This window comes from Pseudoalteromonas sp. McH1-42 (genome assembly GCF_022347845.1).
Lineage (GTDB): Bacteria > Pseudomonadota > Gammaproteobacteria > Enterobacterales > Alteromonadaceae > Pseudoalteromonas > Pseudoalteromonas rubra_D.
The window spans coordinates 361,794-382,331 of sequence record NZ_JAKRFU010000001.1; the positions used below are offsets into that span (position 1 = coordinate 361,794).

A 20,538-nucleotide genomic window follows, 5' to 3' on the forward strand; every position below is an offset into this window, starting at 1 on the left:
CATTGACATCCGCTGCGCTCCCTCATTTCAGATCTTAAAGCGATTAACGATAGCAGCCAGCTCGCCTGCCTTTTCACTCAGATTAGTACTGACAGCTAAATTCTCAGTACCAATCGACACCGACTCTTTACTGTGCTGTGAAATAGAGTCAGTGCGCTCTGATACTTCCTTGTCAACGATGTTTTGCTCCTTGGTTGCATCAGCGATATGCTCATTGACACTGAGGATTTCATTAATAAATTGCACTATCTGTTTGAGCGACTCAGATGCTGAAGCTGCTTTATCAACGGTGGTCGCACTGTAACTTTTGCTCGACTCCATTGCGCGTACCGCATCTTTTGAGCCGTCTGTTAGTGTGTTGATCACGCCCAGAATCTGAGATGCACTTTTTTGCGTCCGGGTAGCCAGCTCTCTGACTTCGTCGGCCACCACAGCAAACCCTCGACCCTGTTCCCCTGCGCGTGCTGCCTCTATGGCTGCATTCAACGCTAACAGGTTGGTTTGTTCAGCTATTTCCTGGATGATGGATAATGACCCGGAGATCCCCTGGACATCCCCTTCCAACTTTGAGATCACGCTACTGGCCTCATCCAGTTTTTCGGCCAGTGTATTCACCGAGTTCATGGCTTCATCGACAGAATGCCGGGTATCATTGGCGCTACTGTCGGCATTTTTAGCCGAGTTCGCGGCCTCATTGGCATTGCGGGAGATTTCCTCCGCAGACGCCGTCAACTGAGTCATTGCCGTGGCTATCAGCTCGGTTTCCGTTTGCTGGCGCAGTAATATTGAATTGATGTCGCCCGACGCTGTGGAGATTTGACGCGTTTCATCCACTACTTCATTGGTAAGCTTAGCCACCTTCTTGATGAGTTCATGGAGCTGCCCCAGAAAGATATTAAAATCCCGACTCAGACTATCAAATTCAGGCACGGTAAAATCCGGGATCCGCACAGTTAAATCGGCATCTCTGGCGGCATAAATGTGAATGGTGTCTTCAAATTTAGACAAAGGTACAGTGATGCTTTTACTGATCATCAACCCTAATCCGGCAACCCCGACAGACACCACTAAAGTAAACACCAGTATATTCGCGATGCTCTCATAAAGCCGTACTTCGTTTTCGTCTCGCATTGACTTAACCAGCGCATCTACATCGTCCGTGTAAAAGCCGGTGCCCACAATCAGATCCCATTTAGCGATATAAATGCTGTAGGCCAGCTTAGGTAGTGGCTCGGTCTGACCCAGCTTTGGAAAATAGTAGACCGAATACCCATCTCCCGATTGCGCCGATGTAATGATGTCCCGTACCAGGTAATTACCTCGTTTATCCTGCAAGTCAATGAAGTTTTTACCAATACCCTGATCGCTGTCGCCCTGCATTACACGCGTTCCGTCGGGCTTAAAACCAAATAGATAGCCGGTCCCGCTGAACTTAATATTCTTAAGCAATGCAATGGCTTCTGACTCAGCGTGGTCTCCCTGCATGAGTGGCGTCAGGACTGTTTTGGCAATTTCCAGATAGGCTTTTAGCTCAACGCGTTTCATCCGCATCATCTCTTTTCGGCTCAGGTCGACCTGCACTTCATTGAGCTTTTTGGCTTCCAGATACGTGATTAAGGTCACAACCGATGAAATGATGATCACAGGGATCAGTGACAACAAGATCAATCTGGATTTTATTTTGAGTTTCATGTGACTGAGCCTCTTTATTGCGCTGGTTTAAGAACGCTCTTCAACTGCTTTACCTGTTTGTGGTGACGTATCGTAAATGGACTGTTCCTTGTTGTAGTGCTTCAGGTACTCTTGCAATATTTTGTCGTATGTACCGTCCTTTTTTATATCTCGCAATGTTTGCTCTACTTCCAGCCTGGTTTTATCCAGCGTGCGCGTTTTAGAAAACGCAATATAACTGGGTATCTCATATCGGTAGCTCGGCACCTCTGCAACCAAGTCTTCAATCCCCAGCTGTTTAATGATTTCGAGCGCCCCCAATCTGTTTATCACGACCACTTCAACGCGGTCCGCAAGGAGCAACTCAAAACTCTTTTTGCCTGTATCCGTTGTAACCACGTTCTCAAACACCCCCCTTTTTAGCGCAGTGTCAATTTCGGAGCCGTAGCTCACTTTGTGCATCACCGCTATTCGATAAGGTGCCAATGAGTTAAGCCGGCCATCGAAGTGAATGTTGTTTTTTCTCAACGTAAACAAGGCAATTGATTGTTCTATCAGGAGTTCGTCCGCATAATCCAAAAAGGTCAGTCTCTGTGGGGTTTTGTAAATGGTGAAAATGCCATCATAGCGCCCAATCTCAACTTCTCTAATCGCTCTGCCCCAGGGCAGAATTTCAATTGTGTAGGGCTGCTCCATGCGCCTGAAAACCTCGCGCACTAATTCCACGGCGATGCCACTGGGGCCATTTTTTCCCTGGAATTCATAAGGTGGATATTCCAGCGTGACCAGCTTGATCACCCGCTCTTCGGGCACACTGGCCCCCAATAAACAGAGCACTATCAGAACATGAAACAGCCTGCGTATAATCATAGAGGCACGACTCTTTGCCTGGCTATATGCCACATAGCCTGGCAAGCAAACCTGACATTCAGTACGCGTTGCGGCACCTGCACACAGTTAGCCATCAATCAAAAGCTCAGCTGGATTTTTATATAGGCCCGGCGTCCACGCGGATCGCCCGTCCTGGGGTCATAACTGCCGGCAATGGCCACAAAAGGCGGATCTTCGTCGGTCGCATTGACTATGCCTGCAATGAGGCGAGTTTCTGAGTCCTCTCTGACCACTTCACCAAGATTGACACTATATTGCAGATCAATGGTGTTGAAAGAGCTGATAGATTCACCACTTACGTCATTTTCATAGCTGGCAACATGACGAAGATAGATATTTGCACTGTGCTCTCCGTCAGACCAGTTCATACCTATGCTGCCACGTAACCGCGGCGCCGGATTGCCGACCGTATTACGGTTGAGTTTACCCAGTCCATCACTGGTGTTGCCGGATGCGTCCATTAAATCGTAGCTCAACAGATAAGAGGCCTTCAGTTGTGGCCTGAAATCACCAAGATCCGTGCGATAAATGGTCGTTGCGCTGATGTCCAGCCCGGAGGTATCAATCGCTTCTGCATTAATAAACTTGGTATTCACGATTGAAATGGTGCCCGCTGACGTACGGATCACCCGAGTCGGATCATTAGGATTCGCATTCACCACGGCCTGATGGCTTTCACGAGTAAGCACATCTTCAAAAGAAAAGTCCCAGTAATCTAAATCAACAGAAAGCTCGTCCAAAGAGAAAGATAAACCCAGATTAACGGCTTGTGAGGTTTCCGGCACCAGATCCGGGTCGCCCACAGTTCGGTTACCACCAAAGGTTGTAGAGCCATCCTCCGGATCTGTGATGTTGGCAAAGTTGGTCTGCACTCCCTGTAACTGGTGAACAGATGGGGCTCTGAAAGATGTACTGTAGGTACCCCGGAACGAAAACAAGTCATTCGCAAGCCAGAGGAAAGACACTTTTGGATTGGTCGTATCGCCACCAAACTCACCGTAATCCTCATAACGCACCGCCGCACCAATTTCCAAATCCAGGGTCAGGGGCACCAATACCTCAGCAAACAAGGCTTTCACATCACGCTCACCGTAAAAATTCTGATTACCAATCAAAAAGGCAAAGCTGTCTTGCTGGGTAAAGGAATCATAGACATTATTGATGGACTCATCCCGGTACTGAAGGCCGAGTGCATACCCAACATCTCCCCCCCCGACTTCAAACAAGGACTCTCCCGTTATCACGGCTTCGTAAACACGCATTTCAGACTCGGCATCGCCCAGGTAGTCACCGATAATGAAGTCTCTCAGCAGTTCATTATCAGGGTCCTGAGGGTCAAAGGGGTTAAAGTAATAACACTCCCCTTGTCCAGCCTCAGCGGCGGTGGTGCCGCTGCATTTTATCCCCCCAAAGCCATGCAAAGCAGCTTGAAAATTATCGGTAATGACATCTCTGGGGTTCAGTATGGCGTCATTCGCTGCTGCAACAAACGAGAACTGCCAATATACCCCTTCAGTTAACTCACCATCACCGCCAAATGCAAACCGAGTCGTCGTGTGATCGTAGTAGTTAATTTCGGTTGGTTTGCCTACGCCATAGGGGCGGCCGCGAAAGAAGATATCTTCGCCATAGGGGTTATCCGGATGACTGGCAAGCACACTGGGCGCATTCAACACCGGAAAGCTCGGTGAAACCTCGCGGGTAATTTTGTTTCTGGCATAACCAAATTCAGCCCACAAACGTGTCGTATCGCTCCAGTCCCAGGTAGCCCGGGCATAAGCCTGTAGTCGGTCTTCATTTGGGACCGCTGTGATTTGCGGACCGAAATCAAACAGACAGAATGAGTTGCCATTACTCCCTTCGGAGAATATTCCCCCATTGGCCACACAATTTGGATCCGCAACCGTTAAGCCATTGGGGTTATTTTCATCAGCCATCGACGGAATAACAAAGCTGCCCGGGTTACCAAAGCTACTGGTTGCCGGCTGTAGCCAGTCGACCTCATCAAGCAACAAGCTTGAGCGCTCCAGAAAACTGACCGCAAATAACATATGCCCGGTATCACCGACATATCCGCCATGGGCAAAATCAATTTTGGTGTCATCCTGATCGCCATCGCTCCAGCGGGTTCGGTACTCGTATTGTAGCTCAGTGCCTTCGAGGTCATCCCGGGTAATAAAGTTGACTACCCCCGCGACCGCATCCGATCCATAAATGGCAGAAGCCCCATCTTTTAATATTTCGACCCGTTTAATCGCCAGCGTCGGGACCAAGGAGGCAGTATCAACAAAACTGGCGCCCTGATCGGTCACTACCGCTGACGTAACTTGCCGGATCCCATTGAGTAGTACCAAAGTTGATGAGACCCCCAAGCCCCGAAGGTTGACGTTTGAGGTCCCCACCGTGAAGTTCTGCGACAAGTTGTCTGAATTGTTTTGAGACCCGGCATTAAAGGGTAAAACTTCAATCAGGTCTCTGATGTTGTTCGCGCCGATATCGGTCAGGTCACTCAGTTCCGTGCTCGATATCGGAGAAGCGCTGTCAGATTGTATAGAGCGCTTGATCCGCGTTCCTGTTACTGCAATCGTTTCAATGGCACTTTGATCTTTAACAGGTGTGTTGGTCTGCGTTTCAGCGACAGCCAACACTGGACAGAGTAGCATAGGCAGAGTCCGCAATAGCACGGATTGGACTCTGAGCGAGGAGTTGCACATGATTTCACCTTATTGTCTCTGACGGTAAACTTCTCAGTGCTATGTGTCCCTGGAGTACAACTCCAACAGCATTTAATATTGCTGTTTTAATAATAGTCGCAGATTTCAAAGCCATGGCAAAACTGGCGACTTTTTTTGCCTGTTATAGCCAAAGCTTAACAGCTTGCCCAAGCCAGCAGCCCGGACAAGCTCACAACCTGTGTTTATTTACTCACACGCAACGTATAACTGCCAGCGCCAGAGTAGGAATACACAATAAATCGATAATAACCCGATGAGGCAGTGTAGTTGATGGACTCAGTAGACGTTGGTGTCTCGGATATGGCCACCTGTTGCCATCTGCCACTCAGCCACTTTTCTATTTTCAAATCGAAGTCAGCACTTGCTGGTCCGCTCAGGGTCAGCGCAATGGTGCCACCGCCATACTGAAACCAGCTGCCATTTGGCTCTATCACACTTTGCTTGTCGCTCAGAGTCCCGGTATAGGTGTCCGGATCTGGCTGAGCCTCAGATTCAATGGTAAAAGAGATGGTTTGTGCCGGATCTGAAATGTTGGTAATTCTGAGCCCCGAATCGCTGCCATTCCACCACAATGCATTGGTACCGCGAGACGTTTGAGAGTTAGGTAAAGCATGGGTAAACTCTCCGGCCACATCGAACAAATCGCTCCCGTCACCGCGATTGCGCTTGTATTCCGGGTCCCGATTACCATCGCCATGTTCCATCTGAATATACGGATACCACTCATTGGAATTGCTGCCACGACTGTCGACGTGCCAGACAGCTAAGCCCTGATCGAGTTGCTCAGAATTCTGACCTGACTTATGGATGGCTTCGATATAAAAGGCTTCATTGCTGTTTGCCGGGTTGGTCCATTTATATGAAGTACCGCTGTGCGAGGTATGGCTTAATCGGCCTGATGGTGCATTCGCGTTAATGGCCGGGTTTAGCTCTGTGACTGTGTCCCAGCCAGCAATAGCTCGAAAATGTGCCACCGGAGGCGTCGGCTTGTAACGATTCGTTGTCCCGATCGCGCCGTAGCCCATCACACCAAAACTGGCGACAGAGCCCTCGGAGCTGCCATCGTAGTCATAAAGATCAGGCCAGTTAGTGATCAGGTGCCCAGACTCGTGGACAAACGTACCAATTGCCAGACTGGCGCGCATATCTGTGATTTGATAGCGATCGGAGCATACCCCATCAGCGCAAAAACGTGGGCTAAGCCTCGCCATATGCGGCCATAACCCTTTAGACCAGGCACTGTCTGAGTTACCGGCATAAAATATATTGAGGCCACGGATCTGTTTACTACTGTTTGTCGTTAACTGAGAGAAATCAAATCCCTGCTGATACTCCAGCCATTGTAATGCCTCATTGATGAGCTCCTGAGAACGCACCGTTGAGCTGAGGCTGGAATCGGCATAATATGCTTTGTTCTTTTTTGCCGTGTAATACTGAGTGACTGTATTCGTGTAATCCAGTTTATTGCCGGATACTGAGCGAAAGTAGCCACGGACCGACTGCGCATTACCAAACTCGTTATAATTAAGATCATTCAAAAAGCGCTCGACCTGAGCTTTTGAAATCGTTCCCCGCTCATCCGGAAAATCGATGATAATCGTCAACCCTTTTACCTGGCCACTGATCTCCTCAACACTTTGAGTCTCAAGCATCGAAGTGTGAAACGCCTCATGGCTTCCGAGCATACGTGCGCGCATTTTCTCAACCTGCGCTGCTCTGGCGGCATCCGTCAGTCCAGCCTGAGACTCACTGACTGTTTTTGCCGATATGTTACTCTGACTGCCAACCAGTATTCCGGTAGATACCAGCTCAGTGCCGTCATTACTGACCTTTGCATAAGCCATCCCTTTTAACGTTTCATCGTAGACCACCAAACGGCCATCTGCGGTCCTTTGCTCTGCATAATAATCATTACCTTGCAGAAACAAGCTAATCACCTGACCGTCAGGCTGAGTGAATTCGTAAGGTGTATTGTTATAGGGTATTGCTGCCTGGGCAAGTGCAGCAACGCCCAATGCACCAAAGGCAAACAATGATTGTAGTGTTTTCATAATTAAGTTCCTTTACATGTGAGTATTCCTTTTTCATATCAGCAGAGATATGAAAATAGGAACTTAATTATTAACCGCAAATTTACAACTGATCAAATTTAAATTTTCGTTACTATCTCATCAACAGACACACAAAGTGACACTGCTCCCATCTAACCCTAGCTCTGAGTTGTAGAGCTGGCACCTCGATTACACCACCGCTTTATCACAATGCGTCCGCCATCGGGCTTATTGATCTGCGTAGGTTGTTGCTTTGCTTTTGCCTTTCGCCAGGCTTCACTAATGGGCATATTGTTAAGCAGCTGAACGTATAGATCGACCGACGGAGTCAACTCTGAGCCTATCAGGGTTGGCATGGAAGCAATCAGCTTTTCTTGCGTAGTCGCTTGCAACTGCCGCTTTTCAACCACTGTATCAAATACAGCCAATTGCCATTGATAAAAGTCACTGAATACCGTCTGGCCACTGGCATTTACCTGAACAGCAACCGATGCCTTAAAACGCAAAAAGCCGCCCCAGTCTCGTAAATGGATTTGAGTATTCAGCAAATTCAGGCCGGTACCGGCCGCATGGCCAAATTGCTCCGTCTCAGAGTGGAATAAAAAGGCGCGAATATACATCAGCTGGGCATTTCGATAGCTGCTGCTGTCAAAGTAAAGATTACCCAGATTGTTTTTAATATTGGCAATTATCTCTCTATCATCCGAGAGCATCATTGCTTCTTTGAGTATGTCGGTTGCCTTCTTGTGTTGTCCTGTAAATCGATAAACCACTGCCAGGTTATTGGCTATACGTGCATATTGTTTCTCGTCGGCAACATAATTCAGCGCGCATTTGTTTAACTGCTCAGCATACTCGTAATCATGCATGCGACGATGATAAATCGCGACTGAACCAATAACATGAATATGCTCTCCCTGTAAGTATGCCTGCCACGAGTTCCGGCTCAACTGCGCGATAATATCAGACACCGCATCATAGTCGTGGGCCCGAACGCCCGATTCAAGCCCGGCGAGGTAAACCTGTAACAGGCCTTTGCTTGGCTCCGTCGGCAATTTATCCTGCGCCTGATGAAACAGTGCAACCGCCTGAGCCGGGTTTTTATCGTTCAACTCTTTCAACTGGTTAAGCGTTTTAAACAGCTCCGCTGGACTTAAAGCGACAGCGGCGGAAAACAACAAGCTTGTAAGCATAAGTCAGTGACACCTAATTACATTCTGGTTAAGCATGGTACAGATACAATTAATATACCAGAGAACAATTTCCAGGCAGATTGGTCAGCATTAATGCAATCCGCTCAAATAAGCCACAAAAAACCAATACAAAAAAACAATATATGTTAACAACGTTTGCGTTTTACATTTGAACCCAGTAGAGAAACAAGAAAAGAAGCAACTAATTTTACTGGTAAAAAATAGGCATAAAACACAAATATAAAAATATTAATATGAGAATTCTCATTTTCTTGTTTACATTTGGAAAACACTGCGATAGCATGTGGGTGTTCCTTAGGGCATGACTCATCACACAAGTCATTCCAATTGAACTCCCGAGAAGTAGAGCTTACCAACAAGGATGTTGGTTTATTGGGTATTTCCTGGCACAGTTTTTGTTGCTATTGGAGGTTAGGCAGGACATTTCCTGCCTTTTTTTTTGCTTTGCTCCCGGCCCATTTTACTTGCCAACATGGCTTGTATTTGGGTAAATTTGCTAAAAACAGCATGACTAATACCATGACACTCAGACACCCCCACTCCGTACTCGTCATCATTTATAACAGCCACAATGAATTCTTACTGTTGCAACGTGCCGATGACCCTGATTTCTGGCAATCCGTTACGGGTGGAATTGACCCCGGAGAAGCGCCCATTGAAACCGCATATAGAGAACTACTAGAAGAGACCGGTATTAACGCCAAAGCACTTGGGCTGAGTATTCAGGACCATCAAAAATGCAATCAATACACCATCAGAGAGCAATGGCGGCATAGGTATATAGCGGGTGCGAATATTAACACTGAGTATGTATTTAGTATCTGCGTGCCGGCAAACTGTGACGTGCAGCTCGCACCTGGGGAACACCTGGCTTATCGCTGGCTCACCCAGCAACGTGCTGCTGAGCAAGCCTGGTCAAGCAGCAACAGCCAGGAAATTTTGTCTATTAAACTGGCTTAAATAGGAGGGTTTGCCAGGTGACAGATGCCCGACCTTGTGCATCCTCTTCAGGCTCGGTGACTTCGAGACAAGCTAACTCCGCTTTTTGTGCAATATCTAACAAATAATCCACAGAGCAGTTTTGCATTCCACGTAAGTTGAGTGCTTCTTCATCACTACAATGACGAAGCTTGATCACCAGTAGCCCTTCGGGGCTTAGTAAATTGCGTAAGGTCAGCATTGCTTGCTGACCTGAACTGGACTGCAAATAGTTGAATACCGAGCTCACCAAAATCACATCAAAACTCTGGTGGTTCTTGCGAACTTTATACAAACAAGGCAGCTCATCCTGGTACCAGCTGATCGGCATATCTCGTGTGTAGGCCTGCCCCAGGCGGTTTAACGAACACACGGGCTCTACTGCCACTACCTCAGCCTGCTCCGCCTGTTCAGCAAAAAACTTTGCGTCTCTGCCAGCCCCGGCGCCGATATCCAAAAACTTTAGACCCGATTCTTCCATTAAAGGGGTAACAAATTTTAGCCATGAAGCATGCAGCAGTTCAAAGCGGTAAGACTGGTACAATTTCGCTAATTGTAATGCGTTGTCTTCATAATATTGCATAGGCATAGTTGCTACGCTCCAACCAATGTCATTTGTTCCTGATTCAAAACCATCATAGACAATAATCAAGGCATAATTATGACAATTTGGTTAAACATGGCTGAGATTCAGTGATGATTAACACTTTGATTTAGGGACAAATGCGTATACATTGGTTGCCACACCTCAGTGTAAATACACAGTGTTTACCAATACAAGTAACCTGGGTCCAGAACATCTGAAAACATGCAGGGATTAGTCCCTTTATAAGCCGAAGTAGTTTGCGTCAGTGATCCATTACACAAGGAGTTTTTATGTCACTCAATGCTTTACACACCCCCTGTTTGTTACTGGAAAAAAAGAAGCTGCTAAACAACATTGAACGGCTCAATAAACATTTGTCACAGTTTGAAGTTACATTGCGACCGCACCTCAAAACCCTAAAGTCAGTAGATGTTGCGCGCCATATGTTGGCGGATCAATCAGCTCCTTGCACAGTGTCGACTCTCCAAGAAGCGAGGCAATTCGCCCAGGCTGGTTTTAAAGACATTACCTATGCAGTGGGGATCAGTGAACATAAACTTGTGGAAGTTTTGGACATACAAAACCAGGGAGTCACTTTACATATTCTTCTGGACAGTTTTGAGCAGGCACAATTTATCCATGCCTTTTGCCTCGAAAATGACTGTCAGCTCAGTTGCCTTATTGAAGTAGATTGCGATGGCAAACGCGCCGGTGTCAAACCCAGGGATCCGCAACTGATTGCAATTGCCAAAATCCTGGACTCATCCGGGCTGTTTACAGGCCTTCTGACTCATGCGGGAGGTTCTTATGACTGCCAGAGTTTGGATGAAATTCGTGCTATGGCGCAACAGGAGCAACATGCTGTCCAAATTGCGGCCGACACACTGCGCTCGCAACAAATAGACTGCTCCGTCGTCAGCGTCGGTTCCACACCAACGGCTTTACTGGGAGACGGATTTGAGCACATAACAGAAGTACGCGCCGGGGTATATGCCAGTATGGACCTGGTCATGGCAGGACTAGGCGTGTGTCAACCGCAAGACATTGCATTGAGTGTTCTCACCCGGGTGATAGGCCACAATCGCGAAAAAAACTGGTTGATCCTCGACGCTGGATGGATGGCACTGTCGCGCGATTTGGGGCTTGCATCGCAGCCATGCGGTTACGGACTGGTATGTAATAGTGAGGGCGACGTTTTGCCCGGGCTGTGCATCACTAGTGTTAACCAGGAGCACGGCATTGTGGCGCTTCCAGATACACTCGACACTAGCCACTTTGCAATCGGTACTTTATTACGTATTTTGCCCAATCATGCCTGTGCTACCGCTGCTCAACACCAGGGCTATCACGTCATCTGTGATGATGAAGTGGACTACTGGCCACGCTTCTCTGGCTGGTAATGGTCCACTTTCAGCATTGTTGCTATAGTAAATAAATGGATATAAATAAGGAATAAACATGGACCCAATTACGCTCATTCTCAATTACCTGCTAACGGTTGAGGCGTTTCTGCTCATTTTTATCATTTTTGTACTCAAAGGGAGCATTAAATTTGTCCCGCAGAATCGCGCCTGGATAATAGAAAGATTTGGTAAATACCAGTCGACCAAAGAGGCTGGCCTGAACTTTATCGTGCCTTTTATTGATCAGGTCTCTGCCGATCGCAGCCTCAAAGAACAAGCCGTTGATGTTCCCTCTCAGTCAGCCATAACCCGCGACAATATCTCTTTAATTGTCGACGGCGTTCTGTATTTTCGAGTGCTGGACCCCTACAAAGCCACTTATGGTGTCGACGATTACATCTTTGCCGTCACTCAGCTGGCCCAGACAACGATGCGTAGTGAGCTGGGTAAAATGGAGCTGGATAAAACCTTTGAAGAGCGGGATATGCTCAATACCAATATTGTCTCTGCCATCAATGCTGCTTCTGATCCCTGGGGTATTCAGGTACTTAGATATGAAATCAAAGATATCGTGCCCCCCAACTCAGTGATGGAAGCGATGGAAGCACAGATGAAGGCCGAACGTGTTAAACGCGCACAGATACTGGAGTCAGAAGGTGACAGACAGGCAGCCATCAATGTCGCCGAGGGTAAGAAGCAAGCCCAGGTACTGGCCGCAGAAGCAGAAAAAGCTGAGCAAATCCTAAAAGCCGAAGGTGAGGCAAAAGCCATTATTGCCGTTGCAGAAGCCCAGGCAGATGCCCTCAGAAAAGTCGGTGAAGCGGCCAACACAGAGGAAGGACAAAAAGCCATCCAGCTTGATTTGGCCAGTAAAGCCATTGTCGCTAAAGAAGCCATCGCCCGGGAATCATCAGTCGTACTGCTTCCTGAAAGCGGCACTGACCCCAGCTCTCTGGTTGCACAGGGCATGTCGATCATTAACAGCTTGAATAAGAAACAAAAGGAGCAACTGTGACACTCTTGGTTGAGCACCTGAGTCAGATCCTGATTGTACTCGGATTACTGGCATTAATTGTTGAAGTTGCCGTGCTGGGCTTTGCCACCTTTGTGCTGTTTTTTCTGGGTCTGTCACTGGTCCTGAGTGGCCTGATGATGACTGTGGGCCTGCTGGACGCAACACTCATGAATGCATTGTGGGTTAATGCTGTGCTCACAGCGGCGCTGGCCGGCTTGCTGTGGCAACCGCTCAAGCGCATGCAGGCCAAAGCCCAGAGCACAGAAGTTAATAGCGACTTTGCTGATATCACCTTTACACTCAGCGAAGACCTCAACGAGCAAAGCCAACTCACCCATGCTTACTCCGGGATCACCTGGCAGCTAAAAAGCGAAACGCCTATTGCAAAAGGCACCACAGTCAAAGTGGTCAAAAAAAGCGTTGGGGTGTTATGGGTGGCAGCGCAAGAGCGCCAGGATTAGACAATACAATGCACATAAGACCCGCAGAGCCCGGGGATTTAGATACCCTCAGTCAGATTTGTTTGGAGGCTTTTAACACCGCGCTTGCAGCAACATTGTCGAGTGAGGGCTGTGACACCTTCAGGGCTGTTGCCGCGCCAGTAGCCCTGGCAACACGATTGGCGGAAGACAACCAGATATTAGTTGCCGAAATAGCTGAGCAGACCGTGGGCATGATTGAATTAAAAGCAGGCAGACATATCGCGATGCTGTTTGTCTCACCGTCTGCACAGCGCAAGGGCATTGGCAAAGCCCTTATTGCAGCAGCACTTAAACTAGCAAAGGAACCAAAGGTTACCGTGTCAGCGTCACTGACATCCGTACCCGCCTATCACAGCTATGGCTTTATACTGGCCGGAGAGATTGCAGAGTCTGGCGGCCTTGTTTATCAGCCAATGGAAGTCAGATTAACTGAAGCCCATTAATTGCGCTCAGGTGTTCGCCCAATAGGTTTGCGAGTATGAACACTGTGAGTCTTTATACTCAATAGCCTTTATCACTTCCTATGCCCACTAACCTGCTATTAGTGGATCAGTCTGTCCAGCTGATTTCTCGTCAAAAATTACAGTGTCACTGATCTCAATATTCATCCCCTTCTGAGCGAATACATGCAAATCACTGGTCGTTTTTGTTGATCATTCACTACACTTTAAGTTCAGTACGTTAAGTGGGATCTAATATGTTCGACGATGACACGCTCCTGTTTGGCTCAGATGACGAGCCTGAAGAGTCACCCAGCCTGCCACCCTGGAAAATCTTGTTAGTCGATGATGAAGAAGACATTCATCAGATCTCCAGGTTAGTGCTGGAACAAATGGAACTGGATGGCCGGGGTGTTACCTTTCTCAATGCCTACAGCGGCACTCAGGCGCAACAGGTTTTGGCAGAACATGATGACATAGCCCTGATTTTGCTCGACGTCGTGATGGAAACTGCCGAAGCAGGTCTGGATTTTGCCAAATACGTACGTGAGGAGGCGCAGAATCATAAAGTGCGTATTATTCTGCGTACCGGTCAACCAGGCATGGCGCCGGAATCAGACATTACCCGGGAATATGATGTTAACGACTACAAAACCAAAACAGAACTGACCAGCAGCAAGCTCAAAGCCTCCGTGTTAGTTGCTCTGAGAACCTATTCGCACCTGGATAAAACACAGCAGGTACAATCCGGGTTAGACAAAATCATCACCTGTACTAATGCGCTGCTTAGCGACTCCGAACTGGCTGAATTTGAACTGCGGGTATTTCAGACCCTGACTGAAACCTTGCCGCTAAGCCAGCAATTTGAGCCTGCCCCCATGAGTGTGTTTGTTGTCAAACTGGACCTTAGCACCGACGCCTTTGAGCAGCTTTTTCCTCAGGAGGACGTTACCCTCACCATACCGGAATCCGTGAAAACACAGTTCATCGCGCAATATAATGCGCAATCAGAACGCAGTGCGATATTAGAAAACTATGCCGTGTTATTTCTGGGAGATAAGGCAGACGGGTCTCCTATTTTTGCCATTGCCTGCTACAGCAATCCAATCGAGGCGCAGGAGGCGCAACTTTTACTGAACCTGGGCCATAATTTAGGCATTGCCTGGCGCAATACTCAGTTGCAGGAAAGGCTCAGCAACAATAATATTGAGTTAGAGAGCTTAGTTGAGGAACGTACCGCAGAATTACAAGCGGCACGGGAACGCGCAGAACAAGCCAATCTGGCAAAAAGCATGTTTTTATCAAACATGAGCCATGAGATACGTACACCACTCAATGCGGTACTGGGTTTTGCCCAGCTGCTCGAACGAGCAAAAGATCTCAATGCCAGTCACAAAAACACCATGAACAAAATCATCAGAGCTGGCAACCATTTGCTGGACATAATCAATGACGTGCTGGATATCTCGAAGATAGAAGCTGGCTCTAGCAAACTCAACCCCGTTGACTTTGAGCTCAATGCGCTGCTGGAAGATTTGGGGAGCATGTTCAAACTCAAGTGTGAGCAAAAACAACTTGCCTGGCAATTAGACAGCACACTGAGTGAACCGACCGGGGTTCATGGCGATCAGGGTAAACTGCGGCAGGTACTTATCAATTTACTGGGTAATGCAGTCAAGTTTACGGACAGTGGCACGATTAAACTTCGCTACACACAACCAAAAGCAGGTTTACATCGCTTCGAAGTACTGGACACCGGGCCCGGTATCTTGCCTGAAGAACTGGAGAACCTGTTTAATAGTTTTACGCAAGGCAGTGCCGGTGTAGAGAAAGGTGGCACCGGGCTTGGTCTGTGCATTTCGTCCAGACAAGTAGAAATGATGGGAGGTAAGCTAGAGGTGAGCTCTGAGCCCGGCAAAGGCAGCTGCTTTTCTTTTACTTTGCCACTACAAGCTGCACAGATAACCACTACCCACACTCAAAAACAGACATTACAGCAGATAAGTGTGCGGGCGGACAAAACGCTGCGCGCTTTGTGTGTTGATGATGTTGCTTACAACCGCGAAATACTTGGCCAGACACTTGCGGCATGCGGTATTGAGGTCGATTATGCTGAGGATGGTAAACAAGCCATTGAGCTCATTCAAAAAAGCGCCTTTGACATTGTTTTTCTGGATTTGTTAATGCCCGTCATGCGTGGTGATGAGGCCGTCGTCGTCATTCGTAATGATCTGGGTTTGTCTGAACTAAAATGCGTGGCCATTTCAGCCTTTAGCTTACATCATGAAGTACAGCATTATCTCAGTATTGGTTTTGACCAGTTTATTGGTAAACCCTATACAATCGAACAAATTTTCGATTCATTGTTATCTTTCTTCCCGGAACATTTTGAAAGCGCTGAGTTAACAAGTTCTTCGTCTACAGATAGCGCGCCATCAGATGAGATTACACTTGCCGATTATTCGTTGCCCGCTGAACAACGGGCCCAGTTAATAAGTTATGCTCAGGTCAATAACAGCTCTCGGATCAAGCAAACACTCAAAGAAATTGACGCACAACAGCCAAATAACAGGCAGCTTACGAAATACTTGGCTAAATTTATAAGTAGGTTTGATATGACAGGCTTTATTGCAGCGCTCGACGAGGTGCAAGATGGATGATGATCCGGTTTCACTGAACAATTGCAAGATTCTAATTGTTGATGACAAGGCTGAAAACCTTGAGTTACTGACTGACTTTCTGGAACCCGAAGGGTACGAAGTCGCATTCGCCACTTCTGGTAAAGAAGCCATCAATATAGCAACCATTTTCCTCCCTCATTTAATTTTGCTCGATGTGATGATGCCTGGCATAGATGGGTTTGAAACCTGCCGTCGACTTAAATCTCTTGGCAAAATTAAAGAGATCCCGGTTATCTTTGTCACGGGTAAAAGTGAGCTCAGTGACATCGTCGAAGCATTCAGTGTGGGCGCCGTAGATTATGTGACTAAACCCATACGGCAAGAAGAACTGTTGGCACGCGTGACAACTCACCTGCAGCTACAAGCCCTGATCAATTTACGTGACGAGCTCATTTCAACACTCCGAGATAAAACCCTTGAACTGGAAAAGCTCTCCAAGCTCAAAGAGCAACAACTTGAAACTTCTCAGCATTTTAGCCATATTGGCGAGCTGGTTGGAGAACTTACACACGAGCTAGGCACACCGCTCAGCGTTGTCAAAACCGCTATCTCGCACTTGAATGAAAAACAGCAGGAGCTTGCGCTGCAAGTGCAAAAACAGTCACTGGCCAAGCAGGAATTAAACGCCTTTATTGATAACACAGCACAAAGCTGTGAAATTGTGCTCTCCAGCATGGACAATGTCATGCACCTCATAGACAGCTTTAAGCACATTGTTGTGGGTGAATTCAGTGGCACAGTCTCAGAGTGTAACTTGCATGATTACCTGCACAATATCCAATATGTTCTGACACCCAAATTAAAGCGCACACCGCATACGGTGTCGATCAACTGCCCGCAAACATTGCACCTTATTTCTGATACTGGCGCGCTGTCTCAGGTCATCATCAACTTAATCAATAACGCGCTTATCCATGCTTTTGAAGACAATGTCGCCGGTACAATTGATATCCACGTCGAACATCAGGACGGCAACATAGCCCTGTATATAAAAGATAACGGTAAAGGCATTGAATGTGAGAGGACCAGTAAAGTCTTCGACAAGTACTATACAACACGCGTCGGTACAGGCGGCAGCGGCCTCGGTTTATATATAGTCAAAAAACTGGTTGAAACCCGTTTGAAAGGCAATATTGCTTTATCCAGCCAACCCGGAGAAGGCACGGTATTTAGTATCGTGATCCCGCAAGCGTTGGAAAACTAATCCGTGTCTGGCTGCAATCTACCCAATGGGCTACCAAGCTCGTAACAGCTACTGAGCCATGATGAGGTCGGTGTACTTAAATTCGCAAATAATATTATACTGTGAAGATAATGTTCACTAGTTAGTGGCACAGAACAAACATATCACCCTCTACTTAACTTATTGAAATATTTACTTTGTCATTGCTATGTCGTTACGCTGACGTACTCTGTCGACGAGAATATGCGTAAAACAAGTGGCAGAGCAGCAAATGGGAAAACAGTAATGATTATCAGGAAATTCAGATTACAACGCGGTTGGTCGCAGGAGCAGCTGGCAACGCTTAGCGGATTGAGTGTTCGTACCATTCAGCGAATAGAGCGCGGTCAGAGTCCCAGCCTGGAGTCATTAAAGTCATTAGCTGCTGTTTTTGAAACTACTGTTGCAGATCTCAAAGAGGAGCCAGATGATATGAGCCATGAAACGATAACCCATCAGGAACAACGTATCATAGAGCAGGTACGCGCAATTAAAGATTTTTACTCGCACTTAATTACCTATGTTGTAGTCAACAGCGGGCTTTTTGCCATAAATATGTTTACCAGTCCTGATTATATCTGGGCCTTGTGGCCTGCACTCGGTTGGGGTATAGGGCTGTTCAGTCACTGGGCAAGCGCATTCGAAGTATTTGATCTGTTCGGTGCAAAATGGGAGAAGCGCCAGATTGAAAAACGCCTGGGAAGAAAGCTCTGAATAAAGACAAACAAACCCAATCGCCGCCTGGTCTCAATTATGCCTGACCTGCGGCTTTATCCACCAGCATTTTGAGCATTTCTGCTTGCAATAAGTCAGCCTGAATGGGCTTGCTGACATAACCACTCATACCACAAGCCAGACACGTTTTTCGCTCACCCTGCATCGCATTGGCAGTCAGCGCAATGATAGGTAAGTCCCGACAAGCTTCCAGTTCCGGATGAGTTCGAATATGCCGGGTTGCTTCATACCCGTCCATCTCTGGCATCTGACAATCCATCAAAATCAAATCAGGTAATCCATGTTCTGGCATTTCCCTCAGCATATCCACGGCTTGCTTACCCGACTCAGCCAGTTGCACTTCCACTTCCCAGGCAGCAAGCATCTTACTTGCAACCACCTGATTTATTGGATTATCCTCGGCGAGTAAAACACGCACACCCCGCAAAGGTGACACCCCATTAGCAGGTTCTGGTGAGTTAGGTTTATGCTCATCTGTAAACATCTGTACCAAATCTTTGGCTGTGACCGGGGGGTAAACCACTGTAATCTGATGCTGAGCAAAAACAGGGTCATGTTGGATTTCGCATTGCATATTACATAGAGCGAGGATCCGCCGTTTACCCGGCAGATGGCTAAGCGCCTCAATCAGTTTATGTTGATACGATGAGTTGCTCAGATCCGCTACCAGTATGTCATGATTCAACTCTGTTTTAAGTGGTAACATTAATGTTTGTGGCTGGCACCCCAGTACTTCGAGCTGCCTGCACAGGATGTTTGCCAGCCGGGACTGCATAGACAACACCGCCACCTGAGCGTTCTCAGGGGGGATCCCCCTGCCCCATATGCCGCCCTTTTGCGCCTCAACCTGAAAATGAAAGCGAAAATGTGCACCTGGCTCCGTACTGTCAACCAGTTCAATATCGCCATTCATTAACTGACACAGTTGTTTGACGATAGCCAGCCCCAGTCCGGTCCCCCCATATTTGCGCGTTGTGGACGCATCACATTGACTGAATGAACTGAACAGCTTGTGCCTGACTTCAGGTTTTATGCCTATCCCAGAATCAATAACGTCACACTGTAACACTGTAACCGGATGGCTGACGGCTGTGACATCCACTTCATCACACTTCACGATAAGCTGGAGTGTACCTGACTCCGTAAATTTAACGGCATTACTCAATAAGTTGGTCAGGATCTGGCGTGCCCTGATCGGATCAAGACGCACAAACCGATGCTTAAGCCCATGGCAGTCCACCAAAAGTGTGAGCTGTTTTTTGTCTAATGGAATGGCAAATGATTTTGCCACTGAATCAACCAGCTCATACAGATCAACAGAGTCCGGGGAAATCTCCAGTTTGCCAGATTCGATTTTAGAAAAGTCCAGAATATCGTTAATCACTCCCAGCAATGAATGCGCGCTGGCGTCTGCCAGTTTGGCATATTGTTTTTGCTGCGCATCCAGGTCGTGACTCAGCAACAGGTTCAGACACCCAATCACGCCGTTTATTGGGGTGCGGATCTCATGACTCATATTGGCAAGAAACTCTGATTTCATCTTCGAGTGTTGCTCGGCGCGTTGCTTTTCCTGCTGTAGCGCCTGATTGGACTCCAGTAACTGGCGCTGAATCTCGCGGTTTTTGGCATTTCGATATTCTCCGGTCATGATCGCAAATGCGAAATTAAACACCAATTGGCTCATAAATAGAGACACAACAAACAGCTGAGCCTTTAGAGTGTGATCTTGCTGGAGGCTGGTAGTGCCGGGGTGAGATAAAACATCAAACGCTTTTCCGAGCGCAAAAATAGTAACAAACCCCAGACTCAGACTGATCAGGACAAAAGACTTTGCATAACGAGGTCGGCCAAAACGATACAAACACGCCCAGATCCAACCTGAAGTGATGGTCAACGTGATCATCCCCAGGATCAGCCGTGACGCGTAATTTGATATGACGTAAGTAAAGATACAATGGATGAACAAAAACGCCGCAAAATAACAGCTGATTTGACGTAGCGGCACCGTTTTCTCACACGCATGATAGCAGCCAATCAACACCAGTACTAAAGCAGCCTGACCAAATAAGTTTGGCAACAAGAACCGTACACTCAATGGCAGCTCATTTTGCACCCCGAACAATATCATGCTCAATGCCAGACAGATGGGAGACAACGCCCAGTAAAGCGTCGCCTTGACATCTCGGTTTGCCAGCCACATAAACACCAAGGCCAGCGCAGAGGCAACCACCCCGGCACCAGCCATCAGCAGTAGAGAAGGTGTAGATAATTGCACTGCTCGCTCGACAGGGAGCCGATGTTACTGCGCAGCTCCACTAAAATTAACGGATATTCAAAACTCTAGAAGACAGAAGCGGGGTTGTAAAGGCAGTGAAAACGACCATTGCAACTACTGTCAGGCGCTTTGATCTATCACAATGTCATGCGACCTGGG

General features: G+C 47.5%; 15 protein-coding genes. 8 read left to right on the plus strand and 7 right to left on the minus strand.

What is annotated here, in order from left to right; genetic code table 11:
- Positions 1–27: 27 nt before the first annotated feature.
- From MHN31_RS01280 to MHN31_RS01300, 5 genes are all read right to left on the minus strand, one after another.
- A complete protein-coding gene (locus tag MHN31_RS01280; RefSeq protein ID WP_239443234.1) occupies positions 28–1,692 on the minus strand; it encodes a methyl-accepting chemotaxis protein in 1,665 nt (554 codons plus the stop codon).
- Between the two features lie 27 nt (positions 1,693–1,719).
- Positions 1,720–2,541 carry a transporter substrate-binding domain-containing protein gene (locus tag MHN31_RS01285; protein ID WP_239443235.1) on the minus strand — a complete coding sequence of 274 codons (822 nt, stop codon included), beginning with the start codon at positions 2,539–2,541 and terminating at the stop codon, positions 1,720–1,722.
- 98 nt (positions 2,542–2,639) lie between these two features.
- Complete coding sequence (locus MHN31_RS01290; protein ID WP_239443236.1) at positions 2,640–5,225, minus strand: TonB-dependent receptor; 2,586 nt, start codon at positions 5,223–5,225, stop codon at positions 2,640–2,642.
- Between the two features lie 254 nt (positions 5,226–5,479).
- A complete protein-coding gene (locus MHN31_RS01295; protein WP_239443237.1) occupies positions 5,480–7,348 on the minus strand; it encodes a M6 family metalloprotease domain-containing protein in 1,869 nt (622 codons plus the stop codon).
- 158 nt (positions 7,349–7,506) lie between these two features.
- Positions 7,507–8,541: a tetratricopeptide repeat protein gene (locus MHN31_RS01300; RefSeq protein WP_125557334.1), complete on the minus strand. Its 1,035-nt coding sequence runs from the start codon at positions 8,539–8,541 to the stop codon at positions 7,507–7,509.
- A gap of 540 nt (positions 8,542–9,081) precedes the next feature.
- Here MHN31_RS01300 and nudB point away from each other — a divergent pair.
- On the plus strand, positions 9,082–9,522 hold the full coding sequence (nudB, locus tag MHN31_RS01305) for a dihydroneopterin triphosphate diphosphatase (RefSeq protein WP_138538000.1): 441 nt from the start codon (positions 9,082–9,084) through the stop codon (positions 9,520–9,522).
- Here nudB and MHN31_RS01310 read toward each other — a convergent pair.
- Positions 9,509–10,129, minus strand: a complete 621-nt coding sequence (locus MHN31_RS01310; protein ID WP_125557338.1) for a class I SAM-dependent methyltransferase — start codon at positions 10,127–10,129, stop codon at positions 9,509–9,511. The genes nudB and MHN31_RS01310 overlap by 14 nt on opposite strands.
- 287 nt (positions 10,130–10,416) lie before the next feature.
- On the opposite strand from MHN31_RS01310, the gene MHN31_RS01315 reads away from it, so the two are divergent.
- The 7 genes from MHN31_RS01315 to MHN31_RS01345 all read left to right on the plus strand — a co-directional run bounded on the left by MHN31_RS01315 (position 10,417) and on the right by MHN31_RS01345 (position 18,083).
- Positions 10,417–11,526, plus strand: coding sequence for an alanine racemase (locus tag MHN31_RS01315; protein WP_239443238.1), 1,110 nt, complete (start codon positions 10,417–10,419; stop codon positions 11,524–11,526).
- Between the two features lie 58 nt (positions 11,527–11,584).
- Complete coding sequence (locus MHN31_RS01320) at positions 11,585–12,544, plus strand: slipin family protein (protein ID WP_239443239.1); 960 nt, start codon at positions 11,585–11,587, stop codon at positions 12,542–12,544.
- Positions 12,541–13,005: an NfeD family protein gene (locus MHN31_RS01325; RefSeq protein WP_239443240.1), complete on the plus strand. Its 465-nt coding sequence runs from the start codon at positions 12,541–12,543 to the stop codon at positions 13,003–13,005. The genes MHN31_RS01320 and MHN31_RS01325 overlap by 4 nt, the downstream gene beginning before the upstream one ends.
- A gap of 8 nt (positions 13,006–13,013) precedes the next feature.
- Positions 13,014–13,469, plus strand: coding sequence for a GNAT family N-acetyltransferase (locus MHN31_RS01330; RefSeq protein ID WP_239443241.1), 456 nt, complete (start codon positions 13,014–13,016; stop codon positions 13,467–13,469).
- Positions 13,470–13,723: 254 nt separating this feature from the next.
- Positions 13,724–16,126, plus strand: a complete 2,403-nt coding sequence (locus MHN31_RS01335; protein WP_239443242.1) for a response regulator — start codon at positions 13,724–13,726, stop codon at positions 16,124–16,126.
- On the plus strand, positions 16,119–17,351 hold the full coding sequence (locus tag MHN31_RS01340; protein WP_239443243.1) for a hybrid sensor histidine kinase/response regulator: 1,233 nt from the start codon (positions 16,119–16,121) through the stop codon (positions 17,349–17,351). The genes MHN31_RS01335 and MHN31_RS01340 overlap by 8 nt, the downstream gene beginning before the upstream one ends.
- 264 nt (positions 17,352–17,615) lie before the next feature.
- Entirely contained in the window at positions 17,616–18,083 is a 468-nt protein-coding gene (locus MHN31_RS01345) for a helix-turn-helix domain-containing protein (protein WP_125557360.1), read from the plus strand.
- Positions 18,084–18,120: 37 nt separating this feature from the next.
- Here the strand turns inward: MHN31_RS01345 and MHN31_RS01350 are convergent, their stop codons facing one another.
- Positions 18,121–20,379: an ATP-binding protein gene (locus MHN31_RS01350; RefSeq protein ID WP_239443244.1), complete on the minus strand. Its 2,259-nt coding sequence runs from the start codon at positions 20,377–20,379 to the stop codon at positions 18,121–18,123.
- Positions 20,380–20,538 lie beyond the last annotated feature (159 nt).